The organism is Faecalibacterium prausnitzii (genome assembly GCF_019967995.1).
GTDB classification, from domain to species: Bacteria; Bacillota; Clostridia; order Oscillospirales; family Ruminococcaceae; genus Faecalibacterium; species Faecalibacterium prausnitzii_E.
The window spans coordinates 812,494-826,660 of sequence record NZ_CP065377.1 but is presented as its reverse complement, the minus strand read 5'-3'; the positions used below and the strand labels follow the sequence as shown (position 1 = coordinate 826,660).

The window sequence follows — 14,167 nt, the reverse complement described above, 5'->3', positions numbered from 1 at the left end:
AACAGCCCCTTCCTTTACTTCAGCAGCTTGTCCAGTTCATCATATTGCATTACTGGAGCTTTGCAAGGATTTCTTCAGCCGTCATACCGCTGGCAAGCAGCTTCTTCAGCACATCTTCTGCTTCGCCCTTCTTTGCTTCTTCTGCTGCTTTTGCTTCGGCGGCAGCTTTTTTGTTTTCGGCTTTGGCAAGTTCCTTGGTGGCGGCTTTCAATTCTGCTTTCTTGGCTTTCAGCTGCGTCTTCAGATCATCGAGATTTGCAGTCAACGTAGCAACCTCAGATTCGATTTTCTCTTTTTTTGCGGCCTTTTCTGCAATGACTGCTACATAATCAACGCTGGCCTTTACAGTACGAGCCTTATTCTTGCTTCCCTTGGGTCTTGCCATAATAATTTCCTCCCATAAAGTGAAATAATTTGATACTTACAAGTATATTTCCAAATAGTCAGAATTGCAATAGGTAACATGAGCCGTCTTCAACTGCCAATGCAAATCTTATTCGGTATGCCCGAAGATCGTCGCAAATGTATTCCTTCAATGGTAACAATCATGGAGATTAGTGTTTATCTGGAGATTACCAAAGGATAAATAGAAGCAGTATTAAAGCCGTTCACCACGCAGATTTTCCAGCGTGGCGAACGGCTTTTTTGCTGCCCCTATATTTACAGGTAGGAGGAATCGAAGAAGTCTTTTAATGTAATTCCTAAACCCTGACAAATTCTTTCAATCGTCTCTACGCTTAACTGCCCTCCCCGACGGGCGGTGGTTTGAATCGTGGAGTACGATATTCCGCATTTCTTTGCCAATACACATAGATTCATATCACGCACTTGCATCAAATCCTGAACACGCTTGATCGTATCCACAAAAACTCCTCCCATCTTTTTAGTTCAAAACTTTTCCAACAACCTCGAATCTTTGCTCTGGAGATATAAGGATCGGCGAATATTTGGTGTTAAGAGAAACCAAAACCGGTTGGTTATGCACCACGCCATAGCTGTCGGTAAGGAACTCTGCTTGGGATTTGTCTGGGGTATGTTCATCGTATTTTTTCAGATATCCACAGTCATCATATACGAATATCCCGATATCCCCGCACTCAAGTTCTTCGCAGCGCTTCACCCATACAATCTGTCCGTTATGATAGCGTGGCTCCATACTATCACCGCTAACATATATCCCGAACTCGGCACCAGCCGGAACGCTACTGGCAGGCACTTGTATCTGCTGGAACATTTCACCCTCAAGAAAAGCTCCTAGACCTGCCGATACTGGCAACTCTGATACAGGCATCATTATGTAGTCGATTTCCGCGGGCTCTTCTGCGTCTGGCTGGTAGCGTCGGGATGCAATCAAGTCCATTTCGTACTCAGCGACTTTTTTTTGCCCGATGTCATTTAGAAGGGCGGGTTTCTGGAAGTTCTTTGTAAAGTAGGAAGGACCCTCCTTGATGTTCAATGCGTAGCAGATTGCAACTAGTTGGTAGATGCTAGGAGTGGTATAGCCTTTTTCCCATTTGCTGATTCCTTTATCACTGACATCGACGCCATAGTGACGGAGAAGTTCAGAGAAAGCTACAAGTGAATAGCCATTTCTTTTTCGTGTGCCTGCGAGAATCTGACCAACCTCATTGCTATCCCTCGCAGCGACTGCATCATAGCGCACTGTGGATGGGGCTATGTGCATTTTGGTGAGCGTGGTTTTCTTTTTCATAACAAGAACACTCCTTTGTGATCCGGTAGCTCTATTATAGTATAGAAAATATAAGAAATCAACAGGAAATCTCTAAAATGGCGACAAATGCGCAATTGACATCTCCATAAAGTGGGTGTATAATCAAACCAAATCCACAAATAACAGCCTTTTAGTGTTATTTTCGCATGGGATTGTGTTTGTTTGGCGTTTTTTTTGCGAGGTGATACTATGAGAAAAGAAAATGTAAGATGTCCAATGTGCGGAACCATGAATTATGATGTGGATCTTGATGAAACCGGTGGCTGGACAAAATGCCGTCTGTGCAAAGCAGTGACCTGCTCTATGGATGAGTGGAAAAAACATACAGTGTCCGTTCCGCTGTTGAACGAAAAACAGCTCGTGGCACGCAGTATGATTCGCAAGTAATGCACGCCGTGTTTTGATAAATCCGCAAAAAGGAGGAATTCTGATGTGTGGTGATTACAACCTTCGCCGTGAGAAAAGATACGTCGAAGTGGACGTTCGTTTTACTCCTGACGGTAAGATCCGCCCTCTTGCCATAAACTATGACAAGGCTCACACTTATGGAATTGATCGTGTCTTGGCAGTCAAACATGGGACATCACGCCTAGGCGGAAAAGGTCACTGCTTCACCTGCCTGATCTGCGGTCAGAAGCGGAATCTTTGGCTTGAACGGGGCAAGTGGTTCGTGGAAGCCTACTGCTCCGTGCCGGAAAGCTGTGCTTCGTAATGGCAAGATACTTATCCCGCGCAGATCTTTCGCACATAGCGGGTAAGTATATCGACCAGTACTATACCCGTTTCGGGATCAGTAAAGATGACCCAGAACCCATTGACCCTGAACGGCTCGCAAGTTCTGTTCTTGGGCTGAATGTGAAAATGCTGCCGCTATGCAGCGATGGAAGTATTCTAGGACTGACTGTTTTCCAGAAATGCGGTTTTACCGTAACCTTGGGGGACGGGACAAAGCTTGTGGAGGTGTTCATGCCGAAGGACGTTGTAATCGATTCCGCCCTTGCGTCAGACAGCTGCACCGGATGCCGGAATTTCACGATAGCGCATGAAGCGGCGCACCATATACTGGCTGACCTGTTTCCGAACGACTACGGAAAAGCAGTCAAGTGCCGTGGGCACATTGCCTATCGGGAACGAAACGGACAGCCCTCATGGGAAGAATGGCAGGCGAATACCCTTGCAGCGGAGCTGCTGATGCCAACATTTCTGGTCAACGCCGAAATAGAACGTGCAGCGCTGTGCCTGCCAAATGGAATCCTGTACAAATCCGCATCGGACCCGAACTATGAAAGAATTCTGGAGATGGCTGCACGGATCGGGGTATCGTGGTCTGCGATCAGGATCAGATTACAGCAGATGCAGGTCATCAACGGAAAACCCATCCACTGCCATCCATTGGACGTCATTCGATTTGGAGAATAATATGACTTGGTCAAATAATCGCTCTTTTAAGAGTAAACCGCTGAACAATATACAGCAGGCACAATTCAGCATTGGCTGGAGGTTTTGTCCGGTTTGCGGACACAAGCTCTACCAAAAAACCGAGAGCTGTTCAGGCTCTATCAGCATAAAGTGCCTCAAGTGCGGTAACATAGCAACAGTTGACTTAGCCTACCGCAGACGCTGACTTTTTTAGACAAACCACAATTTCAAAAATCGGGTGCATTGCACCCTGAATATGGACTGTTCGTCACCGAGCAACGGGCCATTGCCGCAAGGCAATGTATGAAACGCGCACCAAATAGCCGGGCAACAGCTGATAGAGTGATTCTGCTTTAGAACCGCTCTGTTAGTTGGTTGTCCGGCTATTTTTTAGCCTTCAGGTAGCCTGCTCCCGTAAAAAGGAGCAGGCTTTATGTTTGTCCGTTTTTCGTGGATGCCCCAAGCGGCGAAATATCCGTAGCCTTCCAAATTTTCGACTTTTTACGATTTATCGAAAATTTGGAGGTTTACGATGTCTTTTAATAAAGGCTATGAGTTGAAGAAGTTTGAAGCACACTGGGAAAAGTTGCGCATCGAGTACGCAGTTGCGGGAATGACGGAAGAGGCCATCCAGAAGATGTACGACTATGACCGTCAGCAGTTCAATTCGAAACGTACCTTCGTTGAGCGGACGCAGGAATTCACGGCTCCTGCGTATGAAGGTTCCGAGGAAGAAGCATCTCCCTTGATGTTGCGCTATCAGGAGGTCATTACCACAACGGATACCTATCACGAAACTAAGAGCAAATTTGCATGGATCGGTGAAATCGAGAACGAACGGTTGCTGTCTGCTCTTGAAAATTTATCGGAAGATGACCTCAAACTTTTGACGCTCTACGCCTATGAAGGTTACAACGAGAGCGAAATTTCTAAAGTTTTTAATATCTCACAGCCTGCAATTCATAAGAGAATAATGAAAATCACTATTTTTTTGAAGAAGTTTTGATTTTTGGTTATAATTTGACCATTTTCGTCGGCTACCAAGTGAGAGGACAATTTCCCAAGCGGCACTCACCGCAGGGCGAAACGTCCGACCTCAGGGACCTTGAAAACTGAATAGTTCCGTCATCTGGTACTCCGATAATGATACTTCCGTAATTCGCGGCCCGGTCACAAAGCAGACGGGGTGGCTGAAATGCCAATGAAGCGGTACAAGTCCGCTGCCAGATGTTCATGCCCCACTCGCAGGGAGCCGAGGGCGAATATGCGAGACCTTTAATCATATTGATCCGGGAACTGCCGGGTACGTTCCACGCATCCGGCAGTTCCCGTTTTTACGTATTCTTATTTATTCTTTACCCGAATATCCACTTTTGATACATAGGAGGACACTTTTATGGACGAGTTGAACCCCACGGTGCGCGAGCAGGAGATCTACGAGGAGATGGAGCTGACCCCTGAGATGGTCAAGTCCATCCGAACTCTCTGCGGTACCTGTCTGCGGCACTTTGTGGATGCAAAGGCTTTCAAAATCGCGCTTGTACCCAGCCCAGACCGGAGCATGGACACATGCACCGTCTGCCAGATGCGGCGCGGCTATGATTATGTGGTCATGCACCGCTGACCCAACCATACCACCATACCTTGAACGAAGCTCGTTGCGGAACATCCGGCAGCGGGCTTTGCACATAACAACATGGAGGTACAATTTTGCAGCAAAACTGGAAATTCCAACGCGGAGACATCTTCTTCACCCATTTCGGGGCGAGCACCGGCTCGGAACAGCACGGTGACCGCCCGGTGGTCATTCTTCAGAATGACGTGGGCAATTATCACTCTCCGACCCTGATCGTTGCGACCATGACAAGCAAGGCGGAAAAGAAAGTAAACCAGCCGACCCACTGCCTGTTGGAAAACGCAGGGTTGAATATGCCGTCCGTTGTGCAGGCAGAGCAGATCTTCACCATCGACAAAAGCCGGGCACTGAAGTATCTGGGGCATCTGACCCCAGAGGAGATGCGCCGGGTGGATGATGCGGTTCGCATCAGCCTTGCGCTGAACCCTATGGGCAGCATCCAGCAGATAGAGCCTATCCGGCGCTCTACGGCGGTTTATGCGCCGCCTGAGGTGGTGGATGGCAAACCGCCTGTCTACCCCTATACGCCCATCCGGTCGTCCTTTGAGAACGCCGGAAGCATCGAGGAAATGATGCTGTACACCGAACTGCAATCCGCGGTTCATGCCATGATCCAGCGGCTCGAATATAGCTTCACCTTCAATCCCAGCCTGCTCACCAGCCCGAAGCGGAAGCAGCAGGTGACTGAGATCTTAGAGGAAGCCGAGAAGTACATTTGGAGAATCAAGGAGGAAATGCGATGCGCCTGAACGACAACAATACTTTCATTGGTATCAACCCGCCGTACCAGCTTTCGGTCATCCACAGCAGCAAGCTGATCTATCCCCGCGAGATCTACCAGCGGGGCGTAGAGCGCAAGAGGGTGGAGCTGATTGCAAGGGACTTCAACGAGTACATCGTTAACGAGCCGAAGGTCAGCTTCCGCAACGGCAGGTACTATGTAATGGATGGGCAGCACACCATCGAGGGCTGCATCCTCCTCAACGGCGGCGAGGACCGCCCGATCCTCTGCAAGGTCTACACCGGTCTGACGATGGAGCAGGAAGCCCTGCTCTTTGCCGAGCAGAACGGTCACGCCGCACCCCTGTCGGCGGGCATCAAGCTGCGCGCCAAGGTGGTGGGCGGCGATGCGCCTTCCAAGGCGTTTGTCGCAGCCACTAACCGGGCGGGGCTTTCCCTCAACTACGACAGTATGCAGCTGAGCGACTACCGCATCGGCTGCGTGGGCACGGCGCTGAAGCTGTACGACCAGCTGGGCGAAGAGATCTACTGCGAAGCTCTGCGGCACATCGTGGAAGCGTGGGAGGGCAAACCGGATTCCTTCCGGGCGGCTGTCCTGCGGGGCGTGATGTACTTTGTGCAGCTGTATCATGGGCAGTACAGCGAGGAGCGGCTTGTCCGTGCGCTGAGCGGCGTCCATCCCATGGAGCTCTACCGTGTCAGCCGGGATAACCCCGCCAAGCTTCCGGGCTGGCGGCGGTACGTTTACCCCATCTACACCACCTACAACGGCAAGTGCAGGAAAGACGCACTGCCGATGAAGTTCTAAGCTCAAATATCTCCTTTGGCAAGTGAGATGGTCCCCGAAAAAGACCATCACACTTTACATATAGTATTTTCTGCTGAATAATCGACATATTGAACTAGAAAGAGAGGACAGGAATGAGCGAGATCGCAGCCTGCACTTTGATTCAGGAAGAGCCTGACCGAAAGACGGAGAGGTATCTGACGATGTTCAAGGACTACCCGGATGTGGTGACGGTGGAGCATCTTCAGGAAATGCTTGGCATCTGCCGGAAGAATGCGTATCTGTTGGTCAAGCAGAATAAGATCCACTCGGCGCGTGTAGGACGCAGCTATAAGATACCAAAACTCTGCGTGGTAGAGTACCTGCTCGATCAGGATCGGCAACTTGGAGGGATGCACCTTTCAAACTCCCTTGTGCCATCCTTGCAAAACACTCCAGAATCTTCTAAACTTATGATGCCTAAGCAAAGGACGTTTGGCTGCGAACAGAAAGGAGCATAACTATGACAAATGTGGCCGGACATTTAAGAGAACAAAACGGTATGTATCAGATGATTCTGAGCTGGAAAGACACAGATGGAAAGCGCAGAACCAAATCCATCAGCACAGGACTTCCTGTTAAAGGAAACAAAAAAAGAGCTGAATCTCTGTTGCGTAAAACACAAAAAGAGTTTAACCCTGAAACGATGCAGCAGGTTTCCGACCTGCCGGTATCGGAATATCTGAACCGCTGGCTTCGGGAAAGCGTGATGAACCTTCCGCCCGAAACCTATGGCAGATATGCTTATGATCTGGGAAGAGTAGTTGTCCCATACTTTGAAAAGAAGCGGCTGTCTTTGAAAGCACTCTCTCCGCGCGATCTGGAAACGTTCTTCCGCTATGAGCGTCAGCAGGAGGAGGCCAGTGTACAGCAGCTTCTGGATTGGCACAAGGAGTTGACCGATGCCCTACAATATGCCGTTGACAATAATTGGCTGAAGGTCAGCCCCATCAAAGAAGTTGACCCCTGCCTTGATAACTCCCCGGTACTTTTCACCGACTTCATCACGGACTGGTTGAAAATGATGAAGTCACGAGTGGAAATCACAACCTATACCAGCTATGAAAGAGCAATCGTTCACAAGATCGTCCCATATTTTGAACCGCTCCACTATACATTGCAGGATATGGAACAGCATCCCAAATACATCCAAGACTTCTACCAGCATGAGTTGGATCGTGGCCTTACGGCAAACACCGTCATTCACTATCACGCCAACATCCGCAAATGCTTGCAGTACGCTTTTCAAATCGGCATGATCCGTTCCAACCCGGCAGATCGCGTTGAACGTCCTCGTAAGGAAAAGTTCAAGTCGGAGATTTACAGTGGTGAAGAACTGGAGCAGCTTTTCAAAGCGATTCAAGGTGACCCTTCGGAGTTTGGCGTTATCATGGCTGCATTCTACGGCCTGCGGCGCAGTGAAGTTGTTGGCTTGAAATGGGATGCCATTGACTTTGAAAACAAGAAAATCAGCATTCAGCATACGGTTGTGACCGCAAAGGTCAACGGAACGCTAACAGAAATCGCACGAGATAAGACAAAAACAAAGTCGAGCTGCCGGACACTTCCCCTAATCCCTGCCTGTGAGCAGATGCTCAATAAAATGAAAAAGGAGCAGGAGCAGAATCGGAAGGTCTGCGGCAAAAGCTATTGCACCGATTATCTTGACTATATCTATGTAGACCCGATGGGAAAACGGATTCGGCCCGATTTCCTGAGCCAACATTTCCCGGATTTTCTGGTCGCACACCAGATGAAGCGTATCCGCTTTCACGATCTGCGCCATAGCTGCGCCAGTCTGCTCTATGCCAATGGCGTGAGCCTGAAGGAGATTCAGGAGTGGCTGGGGCACAGCGACATCAGCACGACAAGCAACATTTATACACATCTGGATTTCTCCAGTAAGGTATCTTCGGCGAATGCAATCGTCAATATCTTCCCAGAAAACGCCAAAGTATAAAAAATGGGCAAAAAAGAAAAACAGCCTAAAATCTTTCGTTCCTAAGCTGTTTTATGATGAAGTGCCGATGGTGGGACTCGAACCCACATGGTTTCCCGAACGATTTTGAGTCGTTTGCGTCTGCCATTCCGCCACATCGGCTTATATTCAATTTTGGGACATTAGTACCGGTTTCTGGAGATTGGAGGGATGTTCAGGAGGGATGTAAGAAATCTCGCTCCGACAAACCCTCAAAACCCAACGTACACTCGTGAATTTCTCGCACAGACACGGAAAATCACGAAGGGGATTTTGAGTCCCCCTCGTCTGCCATTCCGACACACCGGCTGATTCCATACAGAACAGTAATATTATAATCTATTTCTGCCGCAAAATCAAGCCGGAAAAATATTTTTTCCAAAACGGCCCGATCTCTGGTCAGCTTCGGTTTTTTCGTGTATACTGAATGCACCATTCCGGGGAGAATTCCCCGATCAAAAGGAGGATCTATGGATTTACTGCTTTCTGCTCCTGCGACGGCTGCACAGCGCCAGCGGGACCGTTTGCTGGGTGCGCTGATCGGGCTGGCGCGCGCCACCGTCAACGAACCGAAGACCGAAGACACCGACCACGTTCTGGCCGCCGGGCTGCGGCAGGCGGCCAGGGCGGACACCGCCGAGGACGCTCTGCGCCGGATGCAGGACATCGTCGAGACCGAGAAGCACCGGGTCGCGCCCAACTGCACCACCTGCACCATGCGCTGCGGCAACACCGACAACTACGACCTGGCCCGGCTGTGGGATGCACCGGGGGAGCTTCGCACCCTGAAGCTGCGGCTCCTGGCTGCGCTGTTCACACTTGCCCAGCGGCGCAGCACCGACCGCATCCGGAAGGAGATCTGTGACGATCTATTTGCCCTTGCGGAAGATTGGGATTCTTCGCTGCTTTCCCCCATCGTCCGCCGTGCCGAAGAGCTATGCAAAGAGTAATTCTTTTTCAGATTCTTACGCAGATTCTTGCTGAAATCAGACCTATTTTCGAAAAACCTCTTTACAAATGATTTCGAAGTCACTATTATATAATTATATGTGACCGTTTGAAATCGATTCTTTTCATTGGGGTCATCCAGCGCTGTGTACAGCGCAGATATTTTTGAGAAAGAAGGTTGAATCCATGTCTGAGAAAAAAAACGTTGTCTCCACCGCCGCAGACGCTCCTGCTGTGGAAAAGACTGCGCGTAAGACGGCCAAAGCGGACAAGGCCGCCAAAACCACTGCCAAGACCGGCAAAACGGCGCATCGCGGCCGTCCGCCGCTGGCACCGGAAGTCTACGTTGAGCACGGCGGCAAGCAGTACAACATCACCGACCTGGTGGACCGTGCCAAGGCCGATTACCGCCTGACCCACAAGGTCGGCGTCCAGTCCTGCAAGGTGTATATCAAGCCCGAAGAGGAAGCTGCTTACTACGTCGTGAACAAAGTCAGCGGCAAGCTCCCTCTCTGAGCGGCTGTGTCCCATCCGTTCCCACAACTGTGATGGCTCCACTGTGAAACAACAAAGCGGCATCGGAACTGCATCCGGTGCCGCTTTTGTGTTTGTTTTTTACAGCTTACAGCGCGTACAGCTCTGTGTATTTTCGGGTCAGGTAATCGAGGTACACCTGCGGGTCAAGGGTGCCGCAGGCATTCCGGACCACGTCGGCCGGTTCCAGCAGCTGGCCGTACTGGTGCACATGCTCCCGCAGCCAGCCGGTCACGCCGGAGAGGTCGCCCTTTGCCACCTGCCCGAACACATCGAACGCCTGCTCCATCCTGCGGAGCATCTGCGCGCCGTAGGCATTGCCCAGCGCGTACGACGGGAAGTAACCGAAGGAGCCGCCGGACCAATGGCTGTCCTGCAGGCAGCCCTCCCGGTCATTGGGGACCTCCACGCCCAGATATTCCCGATACAGGCGGGCCCACTCGGCCGGGACTTCCTCTGCCCGCAGCGTACCGCCGATGAGCTGTTTTTCAATCTCGTACCGCACCATGATATGCAGGCAGTAGGTCAGCTCGTCCGACTCGGTGCGGATAAGGCTCGGCTCTACCTTGTTCACGGCCCGGTAGAACTGCTCGGCGCTCACCCCGCCCAGCTGCTCCGGGAAGAACGCCTGCACCCTGGGGTAGATGGCCTCAAGGAACGCGCGGGAACGCCCGATGAGGTTCTCGTAAAAGCGGGACTGGCTCTCGTGGACGCCCATGCTGACGCCGCCGGCCAGGCAGGTGTACTGCAAGTCGTCCCGGATGCCCAGCTCGTACAGCGCATGGCCGCCCTCGTGGAGAACAGAGTACATCGACGAGGCCACGTTGTGCAGATCGTAATGGGTGGTGATGCGGACATCCTTGTTATTGAACTCCAGCGTGAAGGGATGCTCGGTCTCACCGAGGCCGCAGTGGCCGCGGTCGATGCCCATGACCTCCATGATGTAGTCGGCAAAGGCCTTCTGCCGCTCCACCGGATATTCCAGATGCAGGAAGCGGTCATCGACCGGGGGCTTCTCGCTGATGGCCCGGACAAGCGGCACGATGCCATCCCGCAGCGTCTCAAAGAAGGCGTCCAGCTGCCGGGTGTCCACCCCGCGCTCATACTCGTTCAGCAAGGCGTCGTAGGGAGCCTTGGCTGCATCGTAGTAGCCCGCAAATTTCCGGTTGTAATCCACAAGCTCCTGCAAAACGGGGCAGAACGAAGCAAAATCATCGTTCTCCTTGGCCTTGTGCCACACATCGCTGGCGCGGTTGGTCAGCTCGGTGTAGGCCATATACTCGTCCGCCGGGATGCGGGCCAGTTTCCCGCTCTCGCGGCGCAGCAGCTCCACCTCGCGCTTGTGGAGGGCATCGAGCGAGCCGGACGCCGCAGCCAGTTCATCCAGCAGGCGCTTCGTCTCCGGGTCGGTCAACAGCTTCTGGTGCTCTCCGGCCAGGATGCCGAGAGCCACGCCCCGGCCCTCGGCGGTATTCTTCGGGGCCACCGTCACGGCGTCCAGATAGAGGGAGTTCTCCGCGCAGGCATAGGCATAGAGTTTCTTTTGCAATGCGTCAAGGCGGGCCAGTCGTTCCGTTTGTTCCATAGGGCTTCTCCTTTTTTCATTCTTCCGTCGGGAAGGCGGGATTTTTCCAGAAAAATCTGCGCCGGGCCTGCGGGTCCGGGTCCGGGATCTCGAACTCATACCGCTCGGTCGCATTGATGACCGTCGTGCGTCCGCAGCTGCATACGCGGGGCAGCTTTGCATCATAACTCAGGTGGATATGGCCGTGCACGAACCACCTGGGCTGGTATTCTTCCAGCAGGTCATTGAAGCAGTCGAACCCCTTGTGGGCCTTGTCAAAGCCATCGTTCAGGCCGCCTGCCGGGGCATGGGTCAGCAGCAGGTCGATGCCGCCCGCGCGGTGGGCCTTGAACCAGAGCTTCCGCACCCGGCGGCGCATCTCCCGCTCGGTGTACTGGTAGGCATCCTCGTCCCGGTTGTAGCGGATGCAGCCGCCCAGCCCCATGATGCGCAGCCCTTTCCAGACGTAGACCTCATCGTCCACGCAGATGCAGCCGCCCGGCTCGCCGTGGCGGTAGCTGCCGTCATGGTTGCCGTGCACGTATAAGATCGGGGCCGAGGTGAAATTCGTCAGGTATTCCAGGTATTTCTTGGGCAGGTCGCCGCAGGAAAGGATCAGGTCGATCCCCTGCAGCCGCTCCCGTGTGCAGTAATCCCACAGTGCTTTGGAGGGGGTATCCGAAATCGCAAGTATCTTCACGTCCGCAATGCTCCATTCTGTTGAATTTTTTGCTCGTTACAGCGGCATCCCTTTCAGGCTGCCCAGACCATTGATCTCCATCAGGCCGCGCGTTTTGACGTCGAGGTCTTCGTAGAGCGGCAGTGCGCCTTCCACGCATTCGCCCAGCCAGTCCATTTCCATCAGCTCTTTGGGCGTGTAGGTATCCCCCTGCGGCACCATTTTCACATGCCCCTGCGCATACAGCCCGCCCGACGGGAAGATGGCCAGCTCATGCTTGCGCAGGTTCTCCTCGATGATGTTCAGCAGCTGGCGGGTGCCGCCGGCCAGCTCTTCATAATAGTCCACCCGCTCGGCATCGCTCTGCAGGCCCCACCAGTAGTTGACTGCCTTGCCGCTGGCCTCGCTGCCCCAGGTGCCATTGAAGACCGAACGGATGATGCCGATGTAGAAGGTCTCCCACTTCCACACCGGCAGCGCCACCGGCTTCAGGCTGCCGTCCGGCAGGCGGCGGCAGAGGCCGAAGTCGCGGTTGCTGTCCGCCGGTTCATTGCTGCTGCGGGCGTAGAGCAGGGTGATGTCCTCCCGGTCGGAGAAATCCAGCGGCTGGCCCTCCACCGGCACACAGGCCCAGCGGAGCACCACATGGCCGTCCGGCCGGACGGCCCGCATCCCGCGCGCAAAGGCGTTGACCGCCGCCGGGATGCCGTACACCGGGTTCGCGGCCACATAGCCCACCCGGTCTGTCTTGGAAAGGATACCCGCCAGCATCCCCAGCAGGTAGTTCACCTCAAAGGTGCGCGGGTAGTAGGTGCGCACCAGCGGGTGCGGGGTGTTCAGGCAGCAGTTCAGGATCTTGGTCTTCGGGTGCTGGGCCGCCACCTTCAGGCAGGCAGGCCGCATCCGGATGCTGGTGGTGAACACCACATCCGCATTGTCGTGGGCCACTTCTTCCAGGATCTGTTCCGCATCCACCTCCGGGGACACGTTTTCCCGGTTGGTGATGACGAGCCGGTCGCCAAATTCTGCCTTGAGGGCCTCGATGCCCTTTTCGTGGCCGCGCACCCAGGCGCTCGTTTTGGCGTTGTATTCGTGCAGGAAGACCACCTTGAGCTGGCTGGGCTTCTGGCTGAAGATATTCAGCTTGCTCAGCAGCGGCTCGCTGGCGGGGTTCGGCTCCAGCGAGAGCGTTACCGCGTGAGGCTCGGTCAGGATTCTAATCTCATCCCACAGCTTGGAGAGGTTCTCCCGCACCTGCGCCGGGGTGGACTGGCAGGCGTCCGAATAGCGGTAGACCGAAAGGTAGACCAGCAGGGCGTCACCCGGCGTCAGGTCCAGCGCCGAACCACCCAGCGCATAGAACTGCTGGCTGAACATGGTGTAGAGCGACGAAAAATTCAGCCGGTCGTCGTCCGTCCAGGCTTCGCCCGACGCCTTGCAGACCAAAGTCTGCAATTTTGCATAGCCGCCCAGTTTGGAGAAGCGCACGTTGTTCACCTTGGACAGTTTGTAAAAATCGAGAAATTCGTAGTAGATCTTATTTTCCAGCGTATCGTTCCGGGCCGGGATGAGCCGGGTCACGGTGCCGGGGACGGTGACAGCCTCATAATATTTGAGGACGGACACCCGCTTGTTGCCCTCCTGCACATAGAACCGGTTCAGGTATTCGTAGGCGATGATGGGGGTATGGATGCCCTCTTCCAGATGGGCATCGCAGAGGTTCGACCACTTGGCGGCGAACTCGGTGTCATCATCCAGCAGGGGCATGAAGTTGGCGGCAAACGCCGTGTGGCGGCCGCTGGTCTTGGTGCCCACGATGCTCTCGGCAGGGATGTCCACCAGCCCCAGCGGCTCCTGCGCCACGATGTCCACACCGTTCAGGATCTCATCCAGGACTTTCAGATAAGGCGACTGCCCCCGCGCGACGCAGGCACGGTATGCACGCTGGCCCGCACGCAGCGCATTTCTGTAATCTTCTAGCATAGCAAGACTCCTTCCAGGGAAATGAAGGGTTTCTTCCACTCTTTGGAGCATACACGGCTCCAAACACAGTATACCATGAAATTTGGGTTTGTGGGAGATTTTCTCCCACGAAGGAGTTGATTTCAGT

Annotated in this window: 17 protein-coding genes and 1 tRNA gene; 11 read left to right on the top strand and 7 right to left on the bottom strand. The window is 53.3% G+C overall.

Features of this window, described 5'->3' with window-relative positions:
* Positions 1–49 precede the first annotated feature (49 nt).
* The 3 genes from I5P96_RS03985 to I5P96_RS03975 all read right to left on the bottom strand — a co-directional run bounded on the left by I5P96_RS03985 (position 50) and on the right by I5P96_RS03975 (position 1,711).
* A complete protein-coding gene (locus tag I5P96_RS03985; RefSeq protein ID WP_015565819.1) occupies positions 50–385 on the bottom strand; it encodes a hypothetical protein in 336 nt (111 codons plus the stop codon).
* 275 nt (positions 386–660) lie between these two features.
* On the bottom strand, positions 661–864 hold the full coding sequence (locus I5P96_RS03980; protein ID WP_223383275.1) for a helix-turn-helix domain-containing protein: 204 nt from the start codon (positions 862–864) through the stop codon (positions 661–663).
* 19 nt (positions 865–883) lie between these two features.
* Positions 884–1,711 carry an XRE family transcriptional regulator gene (locus I5P96_RS03975; RefSeq protein ID WP_154274768.1) on the bottom strand — a complete coding sequence of 276 codons (828 nt, stop codon included), beginning with the start codon at positions 1,709–1,711 and terminating at the stop codon, positions 884–886.
* Between the two features lie 210 nt (positions 1,712–1,921).
* Between I5P96_RS03975 and I5P96_RS03970 the strand changes: the two genes are divergently transcribed.
* The 9 genes from I5P96_RS03970 (at position 1,922) to I5P96_RS03930 (ending at position 8,314) form a co-directional block, all read left to right on the top strand.
* Positions 1,922–2,119: a hypothetical protein gene (locus I5P96_RS03970; protein ID WP_097775157.1), complete on the top strand. Its 198-nt coding sequence runs from the start codon at positions 1,922–1,924 to the stop codon at positions 2,117–2,119.
* A 43-nt stretch (positions 2,120–2,162) separates the two neighbouring features.
* A complete protein-coding gene (locus tag I5P96_RS03965; protein WP_097775158.1) occupies positions 2,163–2,444 on the top strand; it encodes a hypothetical protein in 282 nt (93 codons plus the stop codon).
* On the top strand, positions 2,444–3,151 hold the full coding sequence (locus tag I5P96_RS03960) for an ImmA/IrrE family metallo-endopeptidase (RefSeq protein WP_097784816.1): 708 nt from the start codon (positions 2,444–2,446) through the stop codon (positions 3,149–3,151). The genes I5P96_RS03965 and I5P96_RS03960 overlap by 1 nt, the downstream gene beginning before the upstream one ends.
* A 532-nt stretch (positions 3,152–3,683) precedes the next feature.
* A complete protein-coding gene (locus tag I5P96_RS03955; protein ID WP_223383273.1) occupies positions 3,684–4,157 on the top strand; it encodes a sigma factor-like helix-turn-helix DNA-binding protein in 474 nt (157 codons plus the stop codon).
* Positions 4,158–4,547: 390 nt separating this feature from the next.
* Complete coding sequence (locus I5P96_RS03950) at positions 4,548–4,775, top strand: hypothetical protein (RefSeq protein WP_097775161.1); 228 nt, start codon at positions 4,548–4,550, stop codon at positions 4,773–4,775.
* Positions 4,776–4,861: 86 nt separating this feature from the next.
* Positions 4,862–5,536, top strand: coding sequence for a type II toxin-antitoxin system PemK/MazF family toxin (locus I5P96_RS03945; RefSeq protein ID WP_223383271.1), 675 nt, complete (start codon positions 4,862–4,864; stop codon positions 5,534–5,536).
* On the top strand, positions 5,527–6,336 hold the full coding sequence (locus tag I5P96_RS03940; RefSeq protein WP_097775162.1) for a DUF6551 family protein: 810 nt from the start codon (positions 5,527–5,529) through the stop codon (positions 6,334–6,336). The genes I5P96_RS03945 and I5P96_RS03940 overlap by 10 nt, the downstream gene beginning before the upstream one ends.
* A gap of 113 nt (positions 6,337–6,449) precedes the next feature.
* Positions 6,450–6,815: a helix-turn-helix domain-containing protein gene (locus I5P96_RS03935; RefSeq protein WP_113993110.1), complete on the top strand. Its 366-nt coding sequence runs from the start codon at positions 6,450–6,452 to the stop codon at positions 6,813–6,815.
* A gap of 2 nt (positions 6,816–6,817) precedes the next feature.
* A complete protein-coding gene (locus tag I5P96_RS03930) occupies positions 6,818–8,314 on the top strand; it encodes a tyrosine-type recombinase/integrase (protein WP_097775163.1) in 1,497 nt (498 codons plus the stop codon).
* A gap of 62 nt (positions 8,315–8,376) precedes the next feature.
* On the opposite strand, the gene I5P96_RS03925 is transcribed toward I5P96_RS03930, so the two are convergent.
* Positions 8,377–8,455 (bottom strand) — tRNA-Leu (locus I5P96_RS03925).
* 347 nt (positions 8,456–8,802) lie between these two features.
* Here I5P96_RS03925 and I5P96_RS03920 point away from each other — a divergent pair.
* Both I5P96_RS03920 and I5P96_RS03915 read left to right on the top strand, forming a co-directional pair.
* Positions 8,803–9,282 carry a hypothetical protein gene (locus I5P96_RS03920; protein WP_223383269.1) on the top strand — a complete coding sequence of 160 codons (480 nt, stop codon included), beginning with the start codon at positions 8,803–8,805 and terminating at the stop codon, positions 9,280–9,282.
* Positions 9,283–9,466: 184 nt separating this feature from the next.
* Positions 9,467–9,796 (top strand): DUF6465 family protein, encoded by a 330-nt coding sequence (locus I5P96_RS03915; RefSeq protein WP_097793145.1) that lies wholly within the window; start codon positions 9,467–9,469, stop codon positions 9,794–9,796.
* A gap of 106 nt (positions 9,797–9,902) precedes the next feature.
* Here the strand turns inward: I5P96_RS03915 and I5P96_RS03910 are convergent, their stop codons facing one another.
* From I5P96_RS03910 to I5P96_RS03900, 3 genes are read right to left on the bottom strand one after another with little or no spacing between them, the layout of a single operon-like run.
* On the bottom strand, positions 9,903–11,399 hold the full coding sequence (locus tag I5P96_RS03910) for a carboxypeptidase M32 (RefSeq protein WP_223383268.1): 1,497 nt from the start codon (positions 11,397–11,399) through the stop codon (positions 9,903–9,905).
* A 16-nt stretch (positions 11,400–11,415) separates the two neighbouring features.
* A complete protein-coding gene (locus I5P96_RS03905) occupies positions 11,416–12,078 on the bottom strand; it encodes a metallophosphoesterase (protein WP_223383262.1) in 663 nt (220 codons plus the stop codon).
* 36 nt (positions 12,079–12,114) lie between these two features.
* Positions 12,115–14,040 carry a BMP family ABC transporter substrate-binding protein gene (locus I5P96_RS03900; RefSeq protein WP_223383260.1) on the bottom strand — a complete coding sequence of 642 codons (1,926 nt, stop codon included), beginning with the start codon at positions 14,038–14,040 and terminating at the stop codon, positions 12,115–12,117.
* Between the last annotated feature and the right edge of the window lie 127 nt (positions 14,041–14,167).